17 protein-coding genes are annotated in these 25,286 nt (G+C 52.4%); 5 read left to right on the forward strand and 12 right to left on the reverse strand.

The genetic code is table 11. From position 1 onward, the window contains the following. Positions 1-323: 323 nt before the first annotated feature. From V5T57_RS10815 to gltA, 7 genes are all read right to left on the reverse strand, one after another. Positions 324-1,871 carry a 2-isopropylmalate synthase gene (locus V5T57_RS10815; RefSeq protein ID WP_332891228.1) on the reverse strand — a complete coding sequence of 516 codons (1,548 nt, stop codon included), beginning with the start codon at positions 1,869-1,871 and terminating at the stop codon, positions 324-326. Between the two features lie 347 nt (positions 1,872-2,218). Beyond that, positions 2,219-3,022, reverse strand: coding sequence for a CDP-diacylglycerol--serine O-phosphatidyltransferase (gene pssA, locus V5T57_RS10820; protein ID WP_332891229.1), 804 nt, complete (start codon positions 3,020-3,022; stop codon positions 2,219-2,221). 4 nt (positions 3,023-3,026) lie between these two features. After that, the gene (locus V5T57_RS10825) at positions 3,027-3,683 is read right to left on the reverse strand and encodes a phosphatidylserine decarboxylase family protein (RefSeq protein WP_332891230.1); all 657 of its coding nucleotides are present in this window, start codon (positions 3,681-3,683) and stop codon (positions 3,027-3,029) included. A gap of 432 nt (positions 3,684-4,115) precedes the next feature. Then, positions 4,116-5,132, reverse strand: coding sequence for a ketol-acid reductoisomerase (ilvC, locus tag V5T57_RS10830; RefSeq protein ID WP_332891231.1), 1,017 nt, complete (start codon positions 5,130-5,132; stop codon positions 4,116-4,118). A gap of 175 nt (positions 5,133-5,307) precedes the next feature. Beyond that, the gene (gene ilvN, locus V5T57_RS10835) at positions 5,308-5,811 is read right to left on the reverse strand and encodes an acetolactate synthase small subunit (protein WP_332891232.1); all 504 of its coding nucleotides are present in this window, start codon (positions 5,809-5,811) and stop codon (positions 5,308-5,310) included. A gap of 12 nt (positions 5,812-5,823) precedes the next feature. Beyond that, positions 5,824-7,518: a biosynthetic-type acetolactate synthase large subunit gene (gene ilvB / locus V5T57_RS10840; RefSeq protein WP_332891233.1), complete on the reverse strand. Its 1,695-nt coding sequence runs from the start codon at positions 7,516-7,518 to the stop codon at positions 5,824-5,826. A 231-nt stretch (positions 7,519-7,749) separates the two neighbouring features. Next, complete coding sequence (gene gltA / locus V5T57_RS10845; protein WP_332891234.1) at positions 7,750-9,051, reverse strand: citrate synthase; 1,302 nt, start codon at positions 9,049-9,051, stop codon at positions 7,750-7,752. A 313-nt stretch (positions 9,052-9,364) separates the two neighbouring features. On the opposite strand from gltA, the gene V5T57_RS10850 reads away from it, so the two are divergent. The 3 genes from V5T57_RS10850 to V5T57_RS10860 all read left to right on the forward strand — a co-directional run bounded on the left by V5T57_RS10850 (position 9,365) and on the right by V5T57_RS10860 (position 14,726). Continuing rightward, positions 9,365-10,891 carry a dynamin family protein gene (locus V5T57_RS10850; RefSeq protein ID WP_332891235.1) on the forward strand — a complete coding sequence of 509 codons (1,527 nt, stop codon included), beginning with the start codon at positions 9,365-9,367 and terminating at the stop codon, positions 10,889-10,891. 179 nt (positions 10,892-11,070) lie between these two features. Beyond that, complete coding sequence (locus V5T57_RS10855; protein ID WP_332891236.1) at positions 11,071-13,764, forward strand: ATP-binding protein; 2,694 nt, start codon at positions 11,071-11,073, stop codon at positions 13,762-13,764. Between the two features lie 317 nt (positions 13,765-14,081). Further along, complete coding sequence (locus V5T57_RS10860) at positions 14,082-14,726, forward strand: response regulator (protein WP_332891237.1); 645 nt, start codon at positions 14,082-14,084, stop codon at positions 14,724-14,726. Here the strand turns inward: V5T57_RS10860 and V5T57_RS10865 are convergent. Next, on the reverse strand, positions 14,718-18,275 hold the full coding sequence (locus tag V5T57_RS10865) for an FIST N-terminal domain-containing protein (protein ID WP_332891238.1): 3,558 nt from the start codon (positions 18,273-18,275) through the stop codon (positions 14,718-14,720). The two genes, V5T57_RS10860 and V5T57_RS10865, sit on opposite strands and share 9 nt — an antisense overlap. A 370-nt stretch (positions 18,276-18,645) precedes the next feature. Between V5T57_RS10865 and exaC the strand changes: the two genes are divergently transcribed. After that, on the forward strand, positions 18,646-20,166 hold the full coding sequence (exaC, locus tag V5T57_RS10870) for an acetaldehyde dehydrogenase ExaC (RefSeq protein ID WP_332891239.1): 1,521 nt from the start codon (positions 18,646-18,648) through the stop codon (positions 20,164-20,166). Between the two features lie 127 nt (positions 20,167-20,293). Here exaC and V5T57_RS10875 read toward each other — a convergent pair whose 3' ends face one another. The 4 genes from V5T57_RS10875 to amrS form a co-directional block, all read right to left on the reverse strand. Continuing rightward, positions 20,294-21,064, reverse strand: coding sequence for a response regulator (locus tag V5T57_RS10875; protein ID WP_332891240.1), 771 nt, complete (start codon positions 21,062-21,064; stop codon positions 20,294-20,296). A 10-nt stretch (positions 21,065-21,074) separates the two neighbouring features. Beyond that, a complete protein-coding gene (locus V5T57_RS10880) occupies positions 21,075-21,956 on the reverse strand; it encodes a TIGR02285 family protein (RefSeq protein ID WP_332891241.1) in 882 nt (293 codons plus the stop codon). 141 nt (positions 21,957-22,097) lie between these two features. Further along, the gene (gene fur / locus V5T57_RS10885) at positions 22,098-22,535 is read right to left on the reverse strand and encodes a ferric iron uptake transcriptional regulator (protein ID WP_332891242.1); all 438 of its coding nucleotides are present in this window, start codon (positions 22,533-22,535) and stop codon (positions 22,098-22,100) included. A 143-nt stretch (positions 22,536-22,678) separates the two neighbouring features. Then, positions 22,679-23,764 (reverse strand): AmmeMemoRadiSam system radical SAM enzyme, encoded by a 1,086-nt coding sequence (amrS, locus tag V5T57_RS10890; protein WP_332891243.1) that lies wholly within the window; start codon positions 23,762-23,764, stop codon positions 22,679-22,681. Positions 23,765-23,902: 138 nt separating this feature from the next. On the opposite strand from amrS, the gene V5T57_RS10895 reads away from it, so the two are divergent. Next, positions 23,903-25,252 carry a glycosyltransferase family protein gene (locus V5T57_RS10895; protein WP_332891244.1) on the forward strand — a complete coding sequence of 450 codons (1,350 nt, stop codon included), beginning with the start codon at positions 23,903-23,905 and terminating at the stop codon, positions 25,250-25,252. Positions 25,253-25,286: the final 34 nt, after the last annotated feature.

The following is a 25,286-nucleotide window of genomic DNA, read 5'->3' on the forward strand; positions in this document are numbered from 1 at the left end:
AAAGATGTCTCTATCCACCCACCCCTTGGGGGATTATTCCACCCGGCTCAGTGACACCACCAGACCCTGAATTTAGAAGATCTTGGCGCCCGCCCCTCAGCAGCTCGATAACCCTACCTTGAGAAAAGAGAGGCCCACAGTTTAAACGCACAGACACAACGGGCAGAACACTCTACCCGCCATACGGCCTGAGCCTTACCCCGCCGACAGCGGATCCCAAACGGGTTTAATAGACACCACGCCTAGGCACACGGCTTACGTTCCCGTAAACCGACAGAGCCACACAGCGCCTGCCTGTTATAAGCAGGGCACACCGGCCAAGGCTATACCCCTTTGGTGGGTTTATGGCGCTGGAAGGCTGCTTTATTCAAAGCGTTAATAAAGGCATGGGCCGAAGCGATCACAATATCAGTATCTGCCCCCTGCCCCTGTACGATGGTGGCATCCCCTAAACGCAGACGCACCGTCACCTCCCCTTGGGCATCAATACCCTCAGTGACTGCCCGCACCTGATAGAGCAGCACTTCTGCCTCGGCCGCTTCGGGAATAAGTTTACGCAGGGCGTTAAAGACCGACTCCACCGAGCCTTTACCCCAGGCACTGTGCATACGCTCATCGCCATCACGCTCAATCTGCACCACCGCCACGGGGGTATCACGGGTGCCACAGGCCACATGCAGGCGAGAGAGCTTATAGTAGGCACTGAAGTGGCGGTACATTTCATCATCCACCAACACTTCCAGATCTTCATCAAACAGTTCGTGCTTTTTATCCGCCAGCTCTTTAAAACGCTCAAAAGCGCGTTTTAACTGTTCTTCATTCAGATCATGCCCCAGGCTCTCCAAACGATCCTTAAAGGCGTGGCGACCCGAGTGCTTACCCAACACCATACGGTTGGTGGTCAACCCTACCGACTCGGGTGTCATAATTTCATAGGTATCCGCTTTTTTCAGCACACCATCCTGGTGAATACCCGACTCATGGGCAAAGGCATTGGCCCCCACAATGGCTTTATTGGGCTGCACTGGAAAACCGGTTACGGAGGAGACCAACTTGGAACTGCGCACGATCTCTGTGGTATCAACCTGGCACTCAAAGGGCAGGATATCCTTACGGGTTCGCAGAGCCATGACCACCTCTTCCAAAGAGGCATTCCCCGCACGCTCCCCCAAACCGTTGATGGTACACTCCACCTGACGGGCCCCATTGACCACAGCAGCCAGAGAGTTCGCCACCGCCAACCCCAAATCATTATGGCAATGCACAGAGATAACCGCTTGATCGATATTGGGCACCCGATCCACCAGGTTTTTTATGCGCTCGCCATACTCATGGGGCAAGGTATACCCCACTGTATCGGGAATATTCACCGTGGTCGCACCAGCCTTGATCACCGCTTCAACAATGCGGCAGAGAAAATCAGGCTCCGTACGTCCGGCATCTTCCGCAGACCACTCCACATTACTGGTGTGGGACTTGGCCCTTTTTACTGCATCCACCGCCGCTTCAATCACCTGCTCGGGCTCCATACGCAACTTATGCTGCATGTGGATAGGGCTGGTCGCAATAAAGGTGTGGATACGGGGATCCACCCCGCCCTTCAGCGCCTCCCAGGCACGGTCGATATCTGCCGCCTTAGCCCGGCACAGACCGGCAACCTGACACCCTTTAATGGCATCAGCCACGGTTTTTACACCAATAAAATCACCGGGGGATGCAATCGGAAAACCGGCTTCAATCACATCCACTTTCAGACGCTCAAGCTGCTTGGCAATGCGCAGCTTCTCTTCCACATTCATAGAGGCGCCAGGCGATTGTTCTCCATCCCGCAGGGTGGTATCAAAAATTATAATGCGGTTGCTGGTCGGCATGGTGAGTTCCCCCGTGCGGCTATGCGGTGCGGTCGTTCACGATTTATAATGTAAAGATGTGAGGAGAGGCTGGGGGCAGAAGTTCCCAATCTTCTCACGGGATTTAATGCTTATCACTTTTGGCAGGGCCCTATTTCACCCAACAGCCAAACATGCCAGAGCGGCGAGCCAACCGACCCAACAGGTACAAAGAGCCCCTTAAACCGTACAGGGGAGCCAGAGCGGGCCAAGCCAGCCTTCTGGCACGGTTGCAGTGAGGGTGAAGGGTGAAGCCCTAACCCAAGCATAGGCTTCACCATCCTCATCGATTGGCGCTTAGCATCCAGACCCCGTAGCGTAAGATGGGGTCAGACACTCAGATCTTCAACCTCATCCTCTTCAACCTCTTTGCCCTCAGCCAATAGCATCAAATATTCACGATGACTATGGAAACCCAGCAGCAGATAGCCCGCCACAACAGCAAACAGTGTCGTATGGGTATGCATTGCCAACAGCGCCATAGAAGCCGCCACCGCCACCAAGGTCATAAACGGCTTCTCACGGTGCCAGTTAAAATCCTTAAAACTGCGGAAACGAATGTTGCTTACCATCAAACCACCCATGGTAATCACCACCGCCAACACCACCCAGCCACCAAAGGTCTTCTGGCTGCCATCTGCAATCGTCAACAGGTCCCAATCCAGCAACAACAGCACCATACCGGCCATGACCATAGCGGCCATGGGACTGGGCAAGCCTTGGAAATAGCGCTTGGAGATACGGGATTCCTGCACATAGTGCTGCACATTAAAGCGTGCCAAGCGCAACGCCCCACACACCGTGTAGAAAAACACCGCCGCCCAACCAACGCGGTTAAAAGGATCCAGCGCCCACTGCTGCACCAAAATCGCCGGTGCAATACCAAAGGAGAGGAAATCCGCTAAGGAGTCATACTCCTTACCAAAGGCCGAAGTCGCCCCCATAGCCCGCGCCACACGTCCATCCAGCGCATCAAAAATCGCCGCAATAAAGATGGTAATGGCCCCCAACTCATAACGGCCTGTCAAGGCTGCAATGATGCTGAAAAAACCAAAAAACATCCCCGCTGTCGTCAACAGGTTGGGCAGAATATAGACCGCTTTTTTGGGGTTGGGCGCGTCAGGTTCGACCATGATCTCAGCTTTCTTGATTCTTCAACACACCCAGGGTCGTAACCCCGGATTCGGTTTTGTCGCCCAGATTAACAGAGATCTCGGCATCCATGGGAAAGAACACATCCACCCGCGAACCAAAGCGGATCAGACCAAAGCGTTCACCGCGCTGCAGAGGGGTGTTTTCTGGAATCCGGCACACAATACGTCGAGCCACCAGGCCAGCGACCTGCTGAAAGGCCACTTTAACACCTTTACCATTGTCCATGAGCAACACATTACGCTCATTTTCAATCGAAGCTTTATCCAGGTCGGCATTCACAAACTTACCTGGGTGGTAACTAATCTTCGTCACCGTACCGGCAATCGGGGCCCGGTTCACATGTACGTTAAACACATTCATAAAAATGGAGACCATCCGCACGGGCTCATCGGTAAGCGGCCCTTTTTCCATCTCTCGAATGGCCACAATTTTACCATCTGCCGGGGCAATAACCGCATCCGCAGGGGCATCGGTTTCACGTTCTGGGTCACGGAAGAACCAGATACACCATAGCGCCAGCACCCACAGCACTAACTGGAGAATGCTGTGCAAATTAAGCGCGGTACTGATGGCCGCCACCCCAATAAAAATGGCAATAAAAGGGTAACCCTCTTTGGCTACAGGGCCTGTCTTTTCCATGATTGACTATCCTTCGTGATCAACCCTGATCCAGTGACCAGCGTGGTGTTTTCAATAAATTACAGCCTGGGGCGAACCAGACCGCCGCTACAGTGTCGATTTATCCTCGCCTAGGAGCAAGGGGAAACCTGACATTCTCCTAAAACCCGGCAGGCGCTGCCCGCCACGCCATCCCTATGCATCCACACCTGACTTAAGGGTAAACGCCTCTGGTTTAAGATCTCACCCGCCCCCCTCAACAAAAACAGGGGCGCGTTAAAGATCTACCTCTACAGAGCCCAAACATGCTTAAACACAGCACATCCCCCCACCAAGGCATCTTAATCTCAAGGGCAAAGGGCCTTTTCTTAAGCCAAGAAACAAGGGATAAAACAAGAAGGGCGTCCGTACCACTGTACGAACGCCCCCCTTTTTCAGCTAAGCCAATAAAGCTTAGTTCTTCTCTTTGTCCACCAGCTTGCTGGACTGGATCCAAGGCATCATGGCGCGCAACTTGCCGCCAACTTCCTCGATCTGGTGGGCTTCACCGCGACGACGCAGGCCCAGGAACTTAGGACGACCGGAGATGTTCTCTGAAATCCACTCACGGGGGAACTCACCGGTCTGGATCTCATCAAGAATCTTCTTCATCTCTTTCTTGGTCTCGTCGGTGATAACACGAGGACCACGGGTCAGGTCACCATACTCAGCGGTGTTGGAGATGGAGTAACGCATGTTGGCGATACCACCTTCATAGATCAAGTCCACAATCAGCTTGGTCTCATGCAGACACTCGAAGTAAGCCATCTCAGGGGCATAACCCGCTTCAACCAGCGTCTCAAAACCCGCCTGAATCAGAGCTGTCACACCGCCGCACAGTACGGCTTGCTCACCGAACAGATCGGTCTCGGTCTCTTCCTTGAAGGAGGTTTCGATGACACCGGCGCGGCCGCCACCATTGGCAGAAGCGTAGGACAGCGCGATGTCCAGAGCTTTACCCGTGGCGTTTTGATGAATGGCCACCAGGCTAGGCACACCACCGCCACGCAGGTATTCAGCACGGACCAGGTGACCAGGGCCTTTAGGGGCTACCAGGAACACGTCAACACCTGCAGGTGCTTCGATCTGACCGTAGTGGATGTTGAAGCCATGAGCAAAGACCAGGGCGGCATCATCTTTAAGGTTAGGTGCAACCTGATCACGATAGATCTTGGCTTGATGCTCATCGGGAACCAGCAGCATCACCAAATCAGCGCCGCCAACAGCGTCAGCCACTTCAGCCACTTTAAGGCCGGAACCCTCAGCTTTGGCCCAGGAGGAGGAGCCAGCACGCAGGCCAACCACTACATCCACACCGGAATCCTTCAGGTTCAACGCATGGGCATGCCCTTGGGAACCGTAGCCAATGATGGCCACTTTCTTGGATTGAATCAGACCCAAATCGGCGTCGCTGTCGTAATACACTTTCATCGTAGGTGACTCCTCTGCCCTCTGTTCGAGGTTTTTTCCTGTATCGCACCAACAAACGGTGCGGCTGTTTTAATAGACGGGCTTGAATAGACGCTCCAAGCACCTGAACGCGATTGGGGCAATCCTGCCCCGGGGGATAAAGAGAACCTTAACCCCGTTATAATGCTCCGCCCACTTATGCGGGCAATACTTCTTTCATACGCTTAGGTCCACGTGCCATGGCTACTTTACCAGTACGTACAACCTCAACCACACCCAGCGGGGTTAACAGATTCAGGCAGGCATCCAACTTATCGCTACTGCCGGTCACTTCAACCACAAAGGTGTTGGGGGTAGCATCCACCACCCGGGAACGGAAGATATCGGCAATACGCAACACTTCTGCCCGGACATCACGCTCCGCATCCACCTTCACCATCATCAACTCACGCTCCACATGGGAACGCTCGGTCAGATCATGCACCTGGATCACAGGAACCAGCTTATGCAACTGCTTAATGATCTGCTCAATAATGTTGTCTTCACCCACGGTCACCAAGGTAATGCGGGAGGTCTCCCCATCACCTACAGGTGCCACAGTCAGGCTCTCAATGTTAAAGCCACGGGCTGAAAATAGACCAGATACCCGTGTTAGGACACCTGCTTCATTCTCAACCAAAACGGAAAGAACATGTTTCATGGCACCCTCCCCTTACAGCAAAATCATTTCATTGAGGGCCGCACCAGCGGGCACCATGGGATAGACGTTGGCTTCACGGTTTACGCGGAAGTCCATAACCACAGGACCATCCACAGCCAACGCTTTCTCAATCACACCCGTCACTTCAACAGGACGGCTGGTCATCATACCGGTGGCCCCGTAGGCCTGGGCCAACTGTACAAAATCAGGCTGTACGGTCATATCTGACTCAGCATAACGGCGCTCATAGAAGAGCTCCTGCCACTGACGCACCATCCCCAGGAAGCTGTTATTGAGAATGGCAATCTTGATGGGCAGATTATACTGCTTCAAAGTCGCCAACTCCTGGATGTTCATCTGGATCGAACTCTCACCTGTGATCAACACCACGGTATCATTGGGGAACGCCATTTGCGCACCCATGGCCGCTGGTAAGCCGTAGCCCATGGTACCCAGACCACCAGAGGTGAGCCAGCGACGGGGCTTTTCAAAACCGTAGAACTGTGCGGCCCACATTTGATGTTGACCCACATCCGTGGCTACGATGGCGTTGCCTTTGGTCAGCTCATAGAGCTTCTGGATCACATATTGGGCTTCAATGACATCGTCGCTCTGGTCAAACTTCAGGCACTCTTTGCGACGCCAAGCCTCAACCTCAACCCACCAATCCCCCATATCTGGGCGATTTTGGGTAAAGGCATCCTCTTCCATCATAGGCAACATTTTGGTGAGGACTTTTTTGATATCCCCAACGATGGGCACATCCACTTCCACATTTTTAGAAATGGAGGTTGGATCTACATCCACATGGATAATCTTGGCTTCCGGTGCAAATTCAGCAATCTTGCCGGTTACCCGATCATCAAACCGAGCGCCAATGGCAATCAGCAGATCACAACGGCTCACCGCCATGTTGGCCTCGTAGGTACCATGCATGCCCAACATACCCACAAACTGCTTATCGGTGCAGGGGTAGCCCCCCAAACCCATAAGGGTGTTGGTAATGGGCGCACCCACCTTACGGGCCATTTTGGTCAGCTCATCTGCTGCATCGGAGAGGATAACCCCACCGCCGGTGTAGAAGAGTGGACGCTTGGCCTTGGCCATAAGCTCAACCGCTTTGCGCATCTGCCCCGTATGACCGGTGGTGGTGGGCTTATACGAGCGGATAGATACCTCACCTTTGGCTGGCTCATAGTTGGTGGTGGCGATGGTGATATCCTTGGGCACATCCACCAACACAGGACCAGGACGGCCTGTACGGGCAATGTAGAAGGCCTCACGGATCACACGGGCAAGATCCTTCACATCCTTCACCAAGTAGTTATGCTTGGTGCAGGAGCGGGTAATACCCACGGTATCGGCCTCCTGGAAGGCGTCATTACCAATCAGCGGTACCGGCACCTGACCGGTAATGCAGACCATAGGGATCGAGTCCATATAGGCGGTGGCCAAGCCAGTAACAGCGTTGGTGGCACCCGGACCTGAGGTCACCAGGGCTACCCCCACCTCACCGGTTGCCCGGGCGTAACCGTCTGCTGCGTGCAGCAAACCTTGCTCATGCCGACCCAGCACATGCTGGATATCTTCACATTTATAGATTTCATCATAAATGTTCAGTACGGCACCGCCTGGATAGCCAAAAACGGTTTTAACTTCCTGCTCAAGCAGGCACTGAACGATGATTTCCGCGCCGGTCAATTTCACGACTCGACTCCCATAACAAAGAACAATTGACCGGTTTTCTTTATGGCGCAAAAGCAGGTAAATACAGCGCGTATCTCCCTAGACCCTGCCCACAAGCCAACCGGTCTCGAACAAGACGCCCGCCTCCAGTGATGAAGGCGGGCGCATTTCTCAAAGGATGTAAATATCGAACTATGCGATTTTACACCCCACTTTGTCAATAGTGGGTTTTAGGGAAAGCTTAAGCTCCCCTCATCCACGCTTATCTAAGGGCACATAGTCACGCTGGGCTGCACCAACATAGAGCTGACGGGGACGACCGATAGATTGACCTTCCTCTTCGATCATCTCTTTCCACTGGCTGACCCAACCCACGGTACGGGCCAGAGCAAAGATCACGGTGAACATGTTCACCGGAATGCCGATGGCGGAGAGGATGATACCGGAGTAGAAGTCCACATTGGGGAAGAGCTTCTTCTTGATGAAGTACTCATCACTCAGAGCAATCTCTTCTAGCTTCATGGCGATCTTGAACATGGGCTCATCATGCCTACCCACGGCGTCCAGAACCTCTTGACAGGCCCCTTTCAGCACAACCGCACGGGGGTCGTGGTTTTTGTACACACGGTGCCCAAAGCCCATGAGACGGAAGGGATCGTCTGGATCCTTGGCTTTTTCAATGTACTCTTCAATCTTATCCACACTACCAATTTCGCCGAGCATTTTCAGCACAGCTTCATTGGCACCACCGTGAGCAGGTCCCCACAGCGCGGAGATACCAGCCGACAGGGCGGCATAGGGGTTGGCCAGAGAAGAACCCGCCAGACGCACGGTGGATGTCGAAGCATTCTGCTCATGATCTGCGTGCAGGATAAAGATCTTATCCATGGCACTCACCAAGCGCGGATCAATGCTGAAGTCTTCATCACAAGGGGTCTTGAACATCATGTTCAAGAAGTTCTCGGAGTAGCTCATTTTGTTGTTGGGGTAAACAAAAGGCTGACCGTTGTGATACTTGTAAGAGGCCGCAGCAATGGTTGGGATCTTGGCGATCAAACGATGGGCTGAGATCAGACGATGCTGAGGATCACGAATATCCAGGGCATCATGATAGAAGGCAGACAGTGCGCCAACGACCCCGACCATGATGGCCATGGGGTGGGCATCCCGGCGGTAACCGGAGAAGAAACGCAACAGCTGCTCATGCACCATGGTGTGATGCGTGATGGTATTCTCAAACTTCTGAAACTCTTCTTTGCTGGGCAGGTCATCGTTCAACAGCAGATAACAGACCTCCAGGAAAGAGCTTTGCTCAGCCAGTTGCTCAATCGGGTAGCCCCGGTGCAACAGGATACCTTTGTCACCATCGATAAAGGTGATGGTACTTTGGCAGGAACCGGTGGAACGAAACCCTGGGTCCAGAGTAAACAGACCGAAATCCTTATAAAATTTGGTCACATCCACCACGGGCGGCCCGGCTGTACCCTCTTGAATGGGTAACTCCACTTCTTTACCGGTACGGTTATCGCGAATGGTGATGGTTTCCTTGGACATAACTCAACCCCGCTCTTCTTTAGGTTGCTGAAACTAAAGATTCGATGAGGCAGCCCACGCTACTGAACTTTTGCCTCACCGGTTTAAACTTCCACGTTTTTTTTCAAAATTTAGCAAAAATTGGGATTCAATCCACCCCATAATATGGGTACACTGCTTTTTAGAAAATGATTGGACGGCCCATACTATAATGGACACTCAAGAGGGTGTATAAAATACACCTATACCCCAACAAGAGACTACACCATTCCTACAAAAAGGCGTAGCTTTTTCGGAAAAAAAGTGTCCCGTAAGTAACGAGGAGGCGTGGAAGATGCAGCAAGGTCCCAGTACCCTGGTCAAACGCAGACTTGACAGTCTGGAGAATCACCTACAGGAAGAAAACCCAGTACTTATTCAGGCGGTTAGACATTTCCGCGAACTCGACGCCATCGCCTATAAATTGGGCATCCTGGATCCCGACGACTCCTATGCCACCCGGGTTCCCTGGTGGCCATTGATCTCAATCCTGGGCACCTTTTCAGCAGGCAAGTCCACCTTTATCAACACCTTTTTAGATGATAAATTACAGCGCACCGGCAATCAGGCCGTGGATGACAAGTTCACCGTGCTGTGCTACAGCAAAGAAGCCGAAAGCCACACACTGCCCGGTCTTGCCCTGGATGCTGACCCCCGCTTCCCCTTTTACCAAATCAGCCGTGATATCGACCAGGTTGTAGAGGGAGAAGGACGCCGTATCGATGCTTATCTCCAGCTAAAAACCTGCCGTTCTGAAGATCTGCGCGGTAAAATTGTGATCGACTCCCCCGGTTTTGATGCCGACGATCAACGCAACTCAACCCTGCGTATTACCGATCATATTATGGAGCTGGCCGATCTGGTGTTGGTGTTCTTTGATGCCCGCCACCCCGAACCCGGCGCCATGCGCGACACCCTGGAGCATCTGGTTGCCAACACCATTCACCGTCACGACTCCAACAAATTTCTCTTTGTGCTTAATCAAATTGATTGCACAGCCCAAGAGGATAACCTGGAAGATGTGGTGGCGGCATGGCAGCGTTCACTCTCCCAATCGGGCCTGACGGCTGGTCGTTTTTACCAGATCTACAATAAAGAAGCGGCCAAACCCATTGAAGATTCCAGCTTGCGTGCCCGTTATGAAGGAAAGCGCGAGGAGGATATGCAAGAGATCATGAGCCGCATCCAGCAGGTGGAGGTGGAACGTGCCTACCGCATTGTGGGTGTGCTGGAGTTCTCGGCCCGTAGCATTAATGAAGAGGTCATCCCCCGCATTACCGGTATGCTGGCTGATTGGCGCAATAAAGTATTAATGACCGATGCAATCGTCCTGGGCTCCGCCCTGGTCGTTATGCTGATCGCCATGTTCTCCAACGCTCTGCCCTGGCCCGGACCCAACCCCGCGGAGCTGGATTGGAGCAACCCTGAAGGGGGCTTTGGACTGGCCCATATCGGTTCCGTAGCCATTTTGGCACTTTTTGCGGGTATTGGCGGTTATCTGCACTTTACCATCCGTAAAATGATGGCCAAGTTGGTCAACGCCAAGATGGAACGGGAAGAGAAAAAGCCTGAGATGCTGGAGACCCTAAAGCGTGTCTTTAGCTTCAACACCCGCTCCACACGCTCTTTGCTGCGCAAAACCCCCAGCGAGTGGAACAGCCGCCGCATTAAAGAGTTAGAGAACATTCTTAAAGAGAGCGATGCCCTGGTACAGCGCTTGAACGATCAGTTCACCAATCCATCAGGTCATGCCGAAAAGCAAAACCCAGATATTCTGGGCAGCGACAAAGAGCGCAAAGAGGCGGCTGCCGCGGAGGCATAATCCCGGCCTAAGCCACCTGACGTTTTTTGAAAAAAACAGCCCCTTTTCCGGTTTGGCAAAAAACCCATTTGCCCAGACCGGGAAAGGGCGTATCATCATATTTGGCCGAGCCACCTGCGGGCTCGGCCATTGTCTTCATATGGACTTTTTTAACTCATTAATCAATCGCCTGGGCGACCATGGATCAAGAAACCCCTTCGCTACGCAGCATGTTGCGACGCACCTCCCTGACTTTTAAAACCCTATTGGCCACGCTGCTGGTCGGGGTGGCAACCTGGGGGGCGTTGGACCATTGGCAAACCCGCCATTTGAAAGAGCTGTTCCATAACGAACTGCTCCATCAGGTGTGGGAACGTGCACTGGAGAGCCGGGTTGCCTTTGAACGCAAAGTGCTGAGCTATGGGGATGCGCTGACGCTCATGGCCAGCCAACAGCGGGTGGATGCCTACCTGCAATCCCCCGAATCCCGTCGCGTGGGACAGTTCAAGCCGCGCATGCATAACGCCACCCCTCAGTGGCTACCTGAACAGGGGTTGATCAACTCACTACTCCCAGTGCCCTATCTTATTTTAGCGGGATCCAACGGCCATGCGCTGGAGGTGTATCACCGCATCACCACGCCACCACCCCCGAAGGGACTGTTAAGCTTAGATAAGCTCAGCCGCAAGCCTTCGGAAGCACCAGTGATGATTGTGGAAATTGGCGACACGCCATACTTGCTCTTCACAGAGCCGGTCGAGAGCGCTCAAGCCAACCGCCTGCTGGTGGCCGCCACCCCACTGGATGACACCTTTATGACCACCCATATGGGGGCTAACCAACCCTCCGATGGGATCATCGCATTAGCATCGGGCTCCCCTGAACACATTATTGCCAGTAACGCGCCCCAAACGCTGCTACCCGGCACCCCCCTAAAAGCGTTGGAGAAGGAGTTTATTATTGCGGGTAAGACCTTCATCAACCTAGAAGGTCGCGGAGCCAGCCGCACCATGGTCGAGATGGTTAGCCTGATCTCCACCGAACTGGCGGAAGAGAAAAGTCAGAATATTCTGATTACAGAACGTCAACAGCGTGCCATTACCGCTTTTGTCCTTATTCTCGCCTCTATTCTTATTATGCTGTGGGTTACGCGCACCATCCGGCGGGTATCTTTACGGATTTCTGAATTTTCCCAAGAGAACCTGGGGGCACAACTGACCCAGGAGAAATCACGAGATGAGCTGGGCACCTTGGTCAGTCGCTTTGAGCGCATGATGCAAGAGGTGGTACGAACCCGAGATAATCTACGGGATGAAATTGAGGAACGTAAACGGATTGAGGCGGAGGTTACCAAGCTCTCTCAAGCGGTGGAGCAGAGCCCCACAGCCCTGCTGATTACCGATACGGAAGGCAGCATTCTCTATGTTAATCCTGAGTTTGTCAGCCTAACAGGTTTCCGACCAGATGAGGTGATTGGGCGCAACCCCCGCATTTTAAAGTCTGGGGAGACCGGACGGGAAACCTATAAGGATCTGTGGGGGACCATCAATCAGGGCAAAGCTTGGCAAGGGGTGTTCCGTAACCGTAAGAAAAACGGCAAGCGCTATTGGGAGAAAAACACCATCTCCCCCATCCGGGATCAAGATGGCAAAGTGATCAACTTTCTCTCGATTAAAGAGGATATCTCTGCCCGTATTGAGCTGGAAAAAGAGATTGAACACGCCCGCAACGCGGCCGAGACCGCCAATCAGGTTAAGAGCGAATTCTTGACCCACATGACCCATGAGTTCCGCACCCCGCTGAACATCATTAAAGGGTGTGTCAAACTGATCCGGGATGAAGAGAATCTCAGTGATAAACAGGGGCGTCATCTGGAGAATATTCAGGAAGGGGCCTCTCACCTCGCCTCCATGATTCAGGATCTGGTGGACCTCTCCCGCGTTGAAAGTGAGCAGTTCCACCTGCATGAGGAGCCTTGCGACCTTAACACCCTGCTCACTGAACTGCATGATGAGATCGAAGAGAAGACCCAGGAGAAGCATCTTAATTTTGAGATGGAGGTCTCGCCCACCCTACCTAAAGAGATCATGCTGGATGCAGGCCGTGCCCGCCACGCATTAAACAACCTGCTGATCAATGCGGTGAAGTTCACCCATGAAGGACAGGTTAGCCTGAACACCTGGTATGAAGGGGAGCCTAAAGCACGCTCAGGCACCCTGCATTTTGTCATTTCTGATACAGGGGTTGGGATCCCAGAAGAGCAGATTCAAGCCATTTTTGAACCCTTTAATCAGGGCGACCTGCCCAACCGCACCCGTGGGGGGGTTGGTCTGGGTCTAACCATCACCAAACGGTTGGTGGACCTGATGGATGGCACCATTGAACTGCGCAGTGAACCCGACCACGGCAGTGTGTTCCATATTCAACTCCCCTGTCGTAAAGTGTGGCGCCCCCAAGAGTCCCTGGCCAATGCGCTGAACGTCAACAAGGTTTCAGATCAAGCCTTACTGGTCAGCCACAATCCAGTGGCTCGGATGATTTTAAAGCGGATTTTGGAAGAGCTGGGGCTGAATACTGTTGAGCTGGATGGTTGCCAAGCCAGTTGTGGCTTCCTGGAAAATGCCCAGGCGGCCCAGTTTGGGGTAATTATTATGGATTGCGCCCACCAGCCCGATGGTGGCTTGGCTGAGGTTCGGCGTATCCGCCGTGCTGAAACGGTGAATGCCATTACCCCCATTGTCCTACTCGGGGAACCCAGTGAAGATGAAGAGCAACCAGCCCATAAACGCGCAGCCGCTTTGCCGGATGATGTGGTGATCCTGCCTAAGCCCCTACAGCGAGATCAAGTGGTTGGGGCCGTGCGCACCTTCCTAAAGATGGACAGCTCACTTTGACTAAAAGTAGCGCGTCTCACCAGGGGTCTGTTCACAACAGCCCATGGTGAGACCACACCACCTAGGGCCGAACCACACGGCATCAACAAGCCGGATAACCACCAAGAGGGTTCTCTTCGCCACCTCCGCCGCCGCCCCCCTGCCCTGTTATACGGCGGCAAGACCAACTACCCCCATTCAGCAGCCCATTGATCATAAGCCCATACCCGCCCATGAGGAAAATGTGTATGATTCTCCCCATCGGATCATAATTAGTCCTTGGTTACGGCATGTGCAGTCATCCACGATCGTGAAGAACAGACCCGTGGGGGAGAGGTATGATGTTGCGTATACTGATCGCAGATGACCACCCCCTCTTCAGGGAAGCTCTGCGGCATACATTAGAGACCCTACCGGGTCATAAGGCGCTGCAGGAAGCCAGCTCATATGATCAACTGCTGGAGCTACTCAATCCGGAGTTGGATCTGGTGTTGATGGATCTACGCATGCCGGGTGTGGAGGGTTTTTCCGGTTTGGTTGAGGTACGCCGTGCAGCCCCCTCAGTGCCGGTGATCATTGTCTCGGCCAGTGAAGCACGGGAGACCATATCCCTGGCCATGAGCTACGGTGCATCCGCCTTTATTCCAAAATCGCTCCCTAGGCCACAGATTCAAGAGGTGGTGGAGGTGGTGTTACAGGGTGGAGAGTGGTGGCCAGCCCACCTATTAACCCCCCACAGCCCCCCTGGTGAGCCCCCCCCTGCGTCAGAGAACACCATCCGCTCGCTGCGTTCCCTTACCCCGAGCGAACTTCTGGTGCTGGAGCATCTGGCCCAAGGCAAACCCAATAAGATTATTGCCAGTGATATTGGCATTAAGGAAGCCACGGTCAAAGCTCACATTACCTCCATTTTTCGTAAGCTTAAAGTCAACAACCGTACCCAAGCTCTGTTGATGATGAAAGAGAGCAACCCTTTAACCTAATGCGGTCAGGGTATAGGCCAATAAGGCGCGTAGTTTGGCGGGTTTTAAGGGTTTACATAACACCTGGAACCCCTCAGCTTGAAGCTGCTGGCTCAACGCTTGGGAGTAGTTGGCCGTAATCACCAAACAGGGGAGCTGAGCGCCACTTTGCGCGCGCAGATTTTGTACCACCTCAGGTCCCAACGCGCCATCATCCAACTGATAGTCCGCCAACACAACCACCTGCGCCAATGATGCCCCCTGCGCAACAACCTGTTGCAACTGTTGCTCAGCCTGCGTGGCATCCAGGGCGGTATAGACCAAACACCCCCAGGGTTCAAGCAGCGTGCGCATGCCGTAGAGTATATCTGGGTCATTATCAATCACCAAAACAGGCAGGTTGGTGAAGTTCTCACTCTGACTGGTGGTGACCAAAGGGGCCTGGGCGGGTTCATGGGTTTGTACAGAGATAACAGGTACATCAATCCAAAACAGCGAACCTTCCCCCAATGTGGAGTCCAAACCAATGGGGTGATCCAGAATTTGGGCAATCCGCTTTACAATAGCCAACCCCAACCCAGCCCCTTTGTGCCGCTTGAGATCTTCATCCGCAAAATTGGGCAGTTGGCGAAAATCCTCAAACACCTCCGCCCACTTCTCTTGATCGATACCAATACCGCTATCTTGCACCTCAAAACGGCAAAAACCCGCCTCATCAGATAACCGGCAACGAACCTGCACCTCACCGTGTGGCGTATAGCGAATGGCATTGGAGATAAAATTGCGCAACACCCGGCTAAGCAACGGATAGTCACTGACAACCTGATAGCTCTGATGCTGCACCGTCAAAACCAACCCCGCCTGAGCGGCAACCGGAGAGAACTCATTTTCCAAAGCGTTGAGGAGTCGGGTTGTTGCAAAGGGGGATGGATTCACCTCCACAACCTTGGCATCAAATTTGGAGATATCCATCAAATCCGTTAACAGACTCTCCACCCCCTCCATGGCCATATTAATACGCTGCACCATCTGCTTATTTTCCTGCCGCATCTCTCGCTCCAAAAGCGATGAGATCATTAAGCGGGCGGCATTGAGGGGTTGCAGCAGATCATGACTGGCCACGGCCATGAACTTGGTTTTACGAGCATTGGCCTCTTCAGCTTCATCTCGGGCACTCTCTAAAGACCGCTCCATCTCCTGCCGTTCGGTAATCTCCAAACGCAACTGCTGGTTGACCTCTATCAGCTCATGGGTACGTTCAGCAACCCGCTGCGACAGAGTATCTCGTGCGTTAGAAAGCGCGCGCGTGGCATCCCGGTAAGGGGTGACGTCTGAGAAGGTAAACACACAGCCCCCGCCCGGCATAGTATTACGCCGCACCTCAATATTTTTTTCCAGACCATAGGTAAAAGCCAGGGTGTGGTGACGGGTATCAATCCACCCATCACTGACCATAAAGGGCTGTTTGGAGGAGGAAGTGCCCTGGGGTTGGGGCCCTTCAGCATGGGGGAAGGCTTCATAAAAAATGGCATTATGGGCCTGCAGGGCCTCAACCGACATGCCAACCTGTGGCACGTGAAGGGGTAGATCCAGCAGCTGCGTAAAGGGATCATTCCACTGCAACAGGTGATTATCCTGACTAAAAACCGCCACCCCTTGGCTCAACCCGGCCAGAGTAGCTTGAAGCAGCAAGTTCTGCTGGGCCAGCTCTGTTTCCCGCCGTTTTTTCTCTGCCTGTTTAATACCGGTAATATCGGTATAGATCCCCACCACATCCCCTTGATCGGTGTGGCGCTCACGCACCTGAACACATCGGCCGTCGGAGAGGTGTATCAAAAAAGGCTCGCCAATATGGGCACGACGGGCACAACGCATTTTTACCCAAGCATCCGGATCTTGACGTGCCTCCAGGATCTCCCCACTTGAGGCGGCGGCGCGGATGATATCCGAAAACAGAGCACCTTCTTTTAAAATATAAGCAAGCCTTGGAAAAATCTGGGTAAAGGTATTGTTGTGCAGCGTCAGCTTACCTTCCTGGTTATAGACCACAATACCTTCGGATGTGCTATGAATGACCTCCTGAAGATATTGGCGGTTCCGCTCCGCCTCTTGCCGAGCCCACTCCAACATCTGATTGGTTTCCTGCAAGGCATTGAGGGTCGACTCCAACTCACCTGTACGCTCCTTAACTTGATGATCCAGCTTAATGGCTGTTTGGAACATGGCATACGCATTTTGCTGAAAATCACTGTTGCGCTCAACCTGATCCATCAACACCTGATTCACCCGCCGGAGCTTACGCACTTCACGGCTTAAGGATTCCACACTTCCGGCCAGGGGGGGCTGAGCATCCGCCCAGTTCATAGAGGCCAGGGGCGCATGTTTACCCTGAACCTTCTCCTGACTGATGTAAACACCTGTAAAGGTGCAGTTCATATGCATGCTCTGGTACTGCTCACCATAGGTATTAAACCCCACCACCCGGTAGCGAGAAGCCAACTGTTCAACCTGATGGATAATACCCGTCTCATCCACCTCCAACCGGCGGAAAATACAATCAAAACCAATCACCAGACTGGGAGCACCCAGCGCATCAGACATCTGCGTTAAAATGCGCTCATAACTACCGGCCAGATCCCCCCCTTTACCCAGGGTAAAAACATTGCCTTGATCAATGGCACAGAAAAAAGTGAGGCTATGATCGGCATTGGCCGTCGCAACCGAGCGCACATAGTGCTCTCCCCCCACCCGCACCATGATCGGATGGGCCGCAAAAAGCGAGGGGGAGAGTGGCGCCTCCGGTGGCAACCCCATGGCTTGCGCATACTCATGGGCTGCAGGCCCTCCATCGATCTCATAAACCAACCGCTCAGCAGGATCCGCACGGGTAACCACCATTTTGTGTTCCAGAGGTTGTAAATGCTCTGTTTTGAACGCCTTAATGTGATAACTGGAATGGATTAAAAGAACAAAGGCAACATCTTCATACACTTTACCGTCCTGAAACAGGTAGGTGCGTTCAAAGCTCAGCTCATCCCCTGCCGAGCCCCCCACAATAGGCAGGGCACTCATGACCGAACCAATGGCGGTCAGCAACACCTCTTCAGCGCGGGACAACCCATCAATCAACAACAGCGCAAAACGCTGGGTATCCGGTCGTTCCTGTCCATAGGTGGCATAAAAGGACTCCACCTGCGCCGTACAGGAGGCAACATCCCGCTGGGAGAGGGATTCAATAACCAGAGTAGAAACCTGAAAAGCCTGTTTGGGTAAGGCAAAAGCACTCACCCCACCCCGAGAGATCCCATCGGGGGAGATCTCACCGGCGGTCGTACATCCAATGATCCTGGTCGCCACAAAACAGGACTGAAGCTGCTGACTAAAGCGCACCACATCATAAGAAGCCGAACAAAAAACCACCACTACAGCGGCATCGGTCCCACCTAACTGCCCATACAACTGTGCCACGGCCTGTTGTTCATCCGCACAGGTGGTGTGGGCATGGGGAATACTCTGTGAAGGTCTCTCCATCAAGCTCAGCTTTCCTGTAATCCCCGTTGGTTTATCCATGCCACAGCCCAAACTCAACCCCTTAGGCCACGCAGTTAGAGCGTAATCTCACAGACTCTACGGTGCCTGTTTTAGCTCAGGCAGGCAAGATCAAACACCATTTATCCGCCAGGCAGGAACGGAATGGCAGAAAAGCATCTTTGCAGAACCATCCATACACTTTTTACGGGTCATAACAGCCTTACAAATAGACACCCATATCTTTGTATTATTTAGCTTTTTATAAATCTCACATTCATTTTACCCCACCATATGCGACTAAAGTCTAATTGTACGCGTGGAGAGATCAGCCCTACAGTGGCTGGCAGTCAAAATGTGAAGACAACCCATGTGGTCGTACGACCACACGGCCACCCGAGAGGAAGCAACGATGATTTACACGCCCCCAGGCCAACCAGAGTCCTTGGTTTCAGTTAAAGATCGCTATGCCAACTTTATTGGTGGAAAATGGGTTGCCCCCATCAAAGGGGTCTATTTTGATAACACCACCCCTGTAACTGGTGAAAAAATTTGTGAGATCCCCCGCAGCAGCGCCGAAGATATTGAAGCCGCATTGGATGCCGCCCATGCCGCCAAAGATGCCTGGGGCAGTACATCGGTCACCGAGCGCAGCAATCTGTTGTTAAAAATTGCGGATCGTATTGAACAAAACCTGGAGATGCTGGCGGTTGCCGAAACGTGGGATAATGGTAAAGCGGTACGGGAAACCATGGCCGCCGATGTTCCCTTGTGTGCCGACCACTTCCGCTACTACGCGGGTTGCATCCGTGCCCAAGAAGGCACCATGTCTGAAATTGACGGCAACACGGTGGCCTACCATTTTCATGAACCCCTGGGTGTTGTTGGCCAGATTATCCCCTGGAACTTCCCCCTACTCATGGCAGCCTGGAAAGTTGCCCCTGCCTTGGCCACTGGCAACTGTATTGTGCTTAAACCTGCTGAGCAGACACCGTTCTCTATTCTTAAATTCCTGGAGTTGATTGAAGATCTGCTCCCCCCCGGTGTGTTGAACGTTGTTAACGGTTTTGGCCCAGAGGCAGGTCAAGCTCTGGCCTCCAATAAGCGCATTGCTAAAATTGCCTTTACCGGCTCAACCCCCGTTGGTTCCCATATTCTCAAGTGTGCTGCTGAGAATATTATCCCCTCTACCGTTGAACTGGGCGGCAAGTCGCCCAACATCTATTTTGAAGATGTGATCAACCATGAGGACACCTATCTGGATAAGTGTGTGGAAGGGTCCGTGCTGGCCTTCTTTAACCAAGGTGAAGTCTGCACCTGCCCTTCCCGTTTGTTGGTGCAGGAGTCGATCTTTGACACCTTTATTGAAAAGGTGATCGCCCGCACAAAACTGATCAAACGCGGCAACCCCCTAGATACCGAAACCATGGTTGGGGCTCAGGCATCCCAGGAACAGTTCGATAAAATTATGGGCTATCTGAAAATTGGCCGTGAAGAGGGGGCCACGGTGCTTTCAGGGGGGGATAAAGATCACGTAGGTGATGATATGGGGGGTGGTTTTTACATCCAACCAACCCTGTTAAAAGGGCAAAACAGCATGCGGGTCTTCCAGGAAGAGATCTTTGGCCCTGTTGTCTCGGTCACCACCTTTAAAGATGAAGCGGAAGCCTTAGCCATTGCGAATGATTCTGAGTTTGGCTTGGGTGCCGGGGTGTGGACACGGGATATGAACCGCGCCTACCGTATGGGACGCGGCATTCAAGCCGGTCGTGTATGGACCAACTGTTACCATCTCTACCCCGCCCATGCAGCCTTTGGTGGCTATAAAAAGTCCGGTGTTGGACGTGAGACCCACAAGATGATGTTGGATCACTACCAGCAGACCAAAAACATGCTGGTCAGCTACGACATCAACCCACTGGGCTTTTTCTAAAACCCGACGGGACATACAAAGGGCCGCCAACCTCTGTTGGCGGCCCTTTTGTACGAAGGCAAAAAACCGCAACACCCTTGATGATCCCACGATCAAACAGAACCTCCCCCTTTAAAGCACACAAGCTTTACATAGAGCCTACTTCAGTCTGTTCAACCATCTCGATATTCAGATGTATACGGCAGTAGAACTCTTCCGCAGAGAAGGGTTTTTTCAGATAATCGTTGGCGCCAAATTTAATAAACTTTGCCGAGAGCACCGGGTCATTACTGGCGGTAACCCCAATAATAGCCAGTGTCCGCCGGGAGATTTTGGCACGCAGTTTTTTAATGAGGCCAAAACCATCCAGATTGGGCATATTGTAGTCGGTCAGGATCAACCGTATATCGGGATGTTCCTGATATACAGCCAGGGCTTGTTCCCCATCCACCGCCTGAAAAACCTGAAAATTATGTATTTTTAATAAAGTAGACAGCAAATAACGGGCACTTTTTGAGTCATCGACCACCAAAACCTTGGTCGATCGGTTTCGGTCCAAACGTTCGCATAAATCCACAACATAAGCGACACTGGCCGGACTATCTTTAATCACATAGTCCACCACCTTCTTGCGCCACATTTGTGCCCGCATTTCTGCATCAAAAGTACCCGCAAAAACCACTGAGGGGATCCCCTTAGAGAGGGTATAGTCCACCATCTCTCCATCCAGCGCATCCGGTAACTGCATATCCACAATGGTGATAAAAAAACGCTGTGCATCTTGTGCCAGCAGCTGCTCGGCCTCAGCCTTACTCCCTGCCACCTCTAGTGCATAGCCCCGTTTTTGGATCTTTATAGACATGAGTTTGACAAAGGACTCAGAGTCCTCAATCAGTAAGATTTTTGAAGCATGTTCCATGAAGCAGCCTCTACTCGACCGTTGCCGCAGATTGACCATAATGCTGTGTAACCAAAGTACGATAGAGCTGCTGATCCTCCCTACTTAACCAGGCATAATAGGATCCATAAAATCCTCTTTCCGTTCGAGCGCGTAACAGTATTTGATCAATCTCCGCAATACGCTGAGCACCCCACCGCGTTTTATCGCACCCCATATAGTTATGCAGAACCCCCGGCGCTTCTACAGCGGGAATGGTCATAAAAGCCCCTTGCCGCTGGGTATCGCGTCCAAAATAGGAGAGTTCATAGCTAAAGGCCACCGTATAGTCCAGACGACCTGCTGCAATCATCTGAAAAACATCCTGTGACAGCGTCAGCGTATGCAGCTCTTCACTATTACCCGGATGAGTCTGATCTTGAATAACCCCATCAAACCCTTTGCCATAGGCACGACCAGAGGCGAAGCCAAAGCGAAAAGGGCTGGCCTGTAACAGATGCTTTAAAGAGACTGCCCCCGCTTGATTGAGGTAGGGTTTAAACTTCTCCTGATCTTTTTTGCGAATGACAATGCGTGGCGGCAGAACCACCAAATAGGGTTTTGAAAAATGGATAATCTTTTCACGCTCTGGTGTTTTAAACAGACTTGCCGCGCAGGTATGGCGTCCCGCGGCCATCATCGCCACAATACGCTTCATGTTGCCTTGTCGGGTTTGATGAAGGTGCTCAGGCAACTGCTGCTGAACAAACCTTTCAATACCATCAAGCATGCCCAGGCCTTGGGCCGGACCTTTAACAATAAAGGAGGGAGGATAGTCTGGGTGCATCCAAGTAATGGGTTGCTCAGCACCCGCTTGTCCGGCCGAGAAGCTCAGCAGACAGAGCAGCCAAATAGATTTCCAATTAAACCACATAGACCCCGGACCTTGCACAAAGAGAGACCAATGAACAAGCCTAGCACAAGGCAGCCATGAGGTGGAAAAAACCCATAAAAAAACCGCCCTATTTTAGCCATAGGACGGTTGATATTTGGCAAAGCCGGATATCGGGCTTATTTACTTTCGATTGGGGCAGTTTTCACGAATACAGTTTACATACAGATAGAGCGCATGTGCCGTGACTTTAAAACCACGATCCTCCGCCAGTTGGTTTTGGCGATCCTCAATCTGCTGATCAAAGAACTCTTCCACATGGCCACAATCCATGCAGACAAAATGGTCGTGATGCCCACCACCACTGAGCTCAAAAATCGCTTTTCCTGCCTCAAAGTGATGACGGGTTAACAGACCAGCCTGTTCGAACTGGGTTAAAACCCGGTAGACCGTTGCCAGACCGATCTCATCCCCCATTTCAAGCAGGGTTTTGTAGACATCTTCAGCACTCCAGTGGCTCTCAGGATTGGCCTGGAACAACTCCAAAATTTTACGCCTGGGGGCCGTAGCTTTTAAGCCTGCACTTTTCAATTCCTGGTTGATCTCAGCTTGATCACGCATCGCATCATCCACAAAAAAGGTCATCCAAAAACAAAGGGAGAATATTACCAACAAAATGACGGTCCATTCAGAGCCGGATTAGTATGCCGCCAAACAGGACCGTTAACAACCTAATTTACCCTTTGTTACCCTAGAGCGGTGCTTTAGTTGGGTTTAAAGCGAATCGGCACCCGCCGCGCCCCCCAGGTTCCTGGTTTTTCTTCAAAACGCCCGGCCAGAGCAGTACCACATTTTTTGCAACACCCTTGACCGTCCAGCCGCCAACCGCTGAGCACATATCGGTTACGATCAATCAACCGTTCTCCACACTGATGACAATAACTACTGCCCCCAGAAGCATCAGTGACATTACCGGTATACGCATAGCGCACACCATTGGCCAAGGCGATGGTACGTGCCCGGCTGAGGGTTGTGGCGGGTGTACGGCTTTTATCCTGCATACGAAAATCGGGATGAAAGGCCGTAAAGTGCATGGGCACATCAGGCCCCAAAGCCTCAACCACCCACTGGGTCATCTCTTGTAACTCAGCTTCCCCATCATTTTCATCTGGGATCAACAAGGTGGTCAGCTCAAACCAAACATCTGTGTGGTGCTTCAGATAGACCAAAGTTTCCTTCACAGCATCCAGGTGCCCGCCACATAGTTTATGGTAAAAACGCTCGGTAAAGGCCTTAAGATCCACATTGGCGGCGTCCATATCCCGAAAAAAAACTTCGGCGGGCTCAGGTTCAATATACCCTGCTGTGACCGCAACAGATTTAATCCCTTTTTCATGGCAGGCCTGGGCAACATCCACCGCATATTCTAAAAAAATCACCGGATCATTATAGGTATAGGCCACACTCCGGCTTTTGGTAGCTGCCGCTGCCTGAGCGATCATTTCCGGTGAGGCTTGATCTGCCACCTCATCCATCTGTTTGGATTTACTAATGTGCCAATTTTGGCAAAATTTACAGGTAAGATTGCACCCTGCTGTGCCAAAAGAGAGGATAGGCGTACCCGGCAAAAAATGGTTGAGTGGCTTTTTTTCAATCGGGTCCACACAAAAGCCGCTGGAACGACCGTAGGTTTCCAAAATCATCTGCTCACCAACGCGCCGACGCACAAAACAGAGCCCACGCTGTCCATCTTTAAGTACACAGCGCCTGGGGCAGAGCACACAGGCCATACGGCCATCTTCTTGCCAGTGCCAATAACGCCCAGGATAGGGCGAAGGGGTTATACGCATGGGACCTTCTCCAATCAATATGGGTGACAGCCATTGGCTTAACACCCCATTTTGCGCTATTTTTTAGAGTGGATGTTCTGATATGAGGTATCAACCAACACGACACCCCTCTCTCCTTTTATAGATGGAAAATGGTTCATGGGTCAGCAAGCAGCACTCTTAGTTCTCATCTCTCAGGCAGGCTACGCGACCCACACGGCCCGCATTCAGGCCCTATCCCAACAGGCAGATATCTATCTGGCGGGACCCGGGGAAGAGGGATCGTTAGACACGCTACCTTTTTTACCCTGCGATACCACCACCCCGATGGAGAACCTGCTCAGCACGCTGGATGAACGCGGTTTTACACCGGATGCCATTTTACAGATTGAGAGTGAGGATTTTTATCCTCAAGGGTTAATTGGACTGACACTACCCGCTTTTTATTATGCCACGAACGCCCATCAACAGATCCACTGGCAAATGGAATACGGGAAACTTTTTGATGCGATTTTTCTGCCCTCCCCCCATTTGATAGATTCCATGCGCCGTAACGGCCACCCGGCCGTCTATAGTGCCGCGGACGGGGTGGACCTGGAACAGTTCAACCGCTCCAGCCAAAGTCGCGATCTGGACCTCGCCTTTGTTGGGGGTGCCAGTGCCGATGAGTACCCGTTAAGATCCGTCCTACACGCCCTGCTCAAAGATCAAGGCTACCGGGTTCAGTTTACCACAAAGGCATCGGCTCAAGAGCGGGCCCAACTCTATCAACGCAGCCGTGTGGTCTTGCACCAAGGGGAGCAAGATGTATTTAGCCCAACCCCCCTGGAAGCCGCAGCCTGTGGTGCCGTCCCCTGTACCAGCCATTTTTCAGGGCTGGAGGGTGATTTACGGCCTGATCAAGAGTGCATCATTTTTCAAGATGAGCACGACCTGCTCCATCGTTTGGAAAATCTTTTGGGGGAAGGCCCGCGCTGGCATCAGCTCAGTGAGGCTGCCCTTAAACGGGTGCAAAAGAGCAGTTGGTCCAGCCGAACGGAGCAATTTCTAGAGACCATGGCCCCGTTTTTATCACAAAAGCGCACCCACTTTGATGAGACCGAGCGCATGAAAGCCCATGCCTATGTGTATCATGTGCGCGGGCATGGGGGACGGGGCATCCGCATGCTTAACAGCTTGTCGGATCAATTTCCTGAAGATGTTGAGCTACACCTGCTTAAAGCGCTGACTTTTCTCAACAGCAATCTGTATCAGGAAGCCGCGCGCCAACTCGACACCCTGCTTACCCAGCATCAGACACTGCCAGAAGGCTTTATTGAGCACATTGCCGATACACTGCTCAACACCTTTGAACTGGCGGGACACACCGAAGGGGCCCTGCATGCTGCACAAGTGTTGCAGGCTCCAACCTCTGCCCAAAAACGTCGGCTCCTACGTATGGTTAGCCGCAGTCAATCTCCTGTCCCTCAGGAGATTATCGATAAACTGCGCCCCAGCAACCAATCCTAAAAGGGAGCATCATCGATGCCGTTTTTGAAACACC

The organism is Magnetococcus sp. PR-3 (assembly GCF_036689865.1).
Taxonomy (GTDB): Bacteria; Pseudomonadota; Magnetococcia; order Magnetococcales; family Magnetococcaceae; genus Magnetococcus.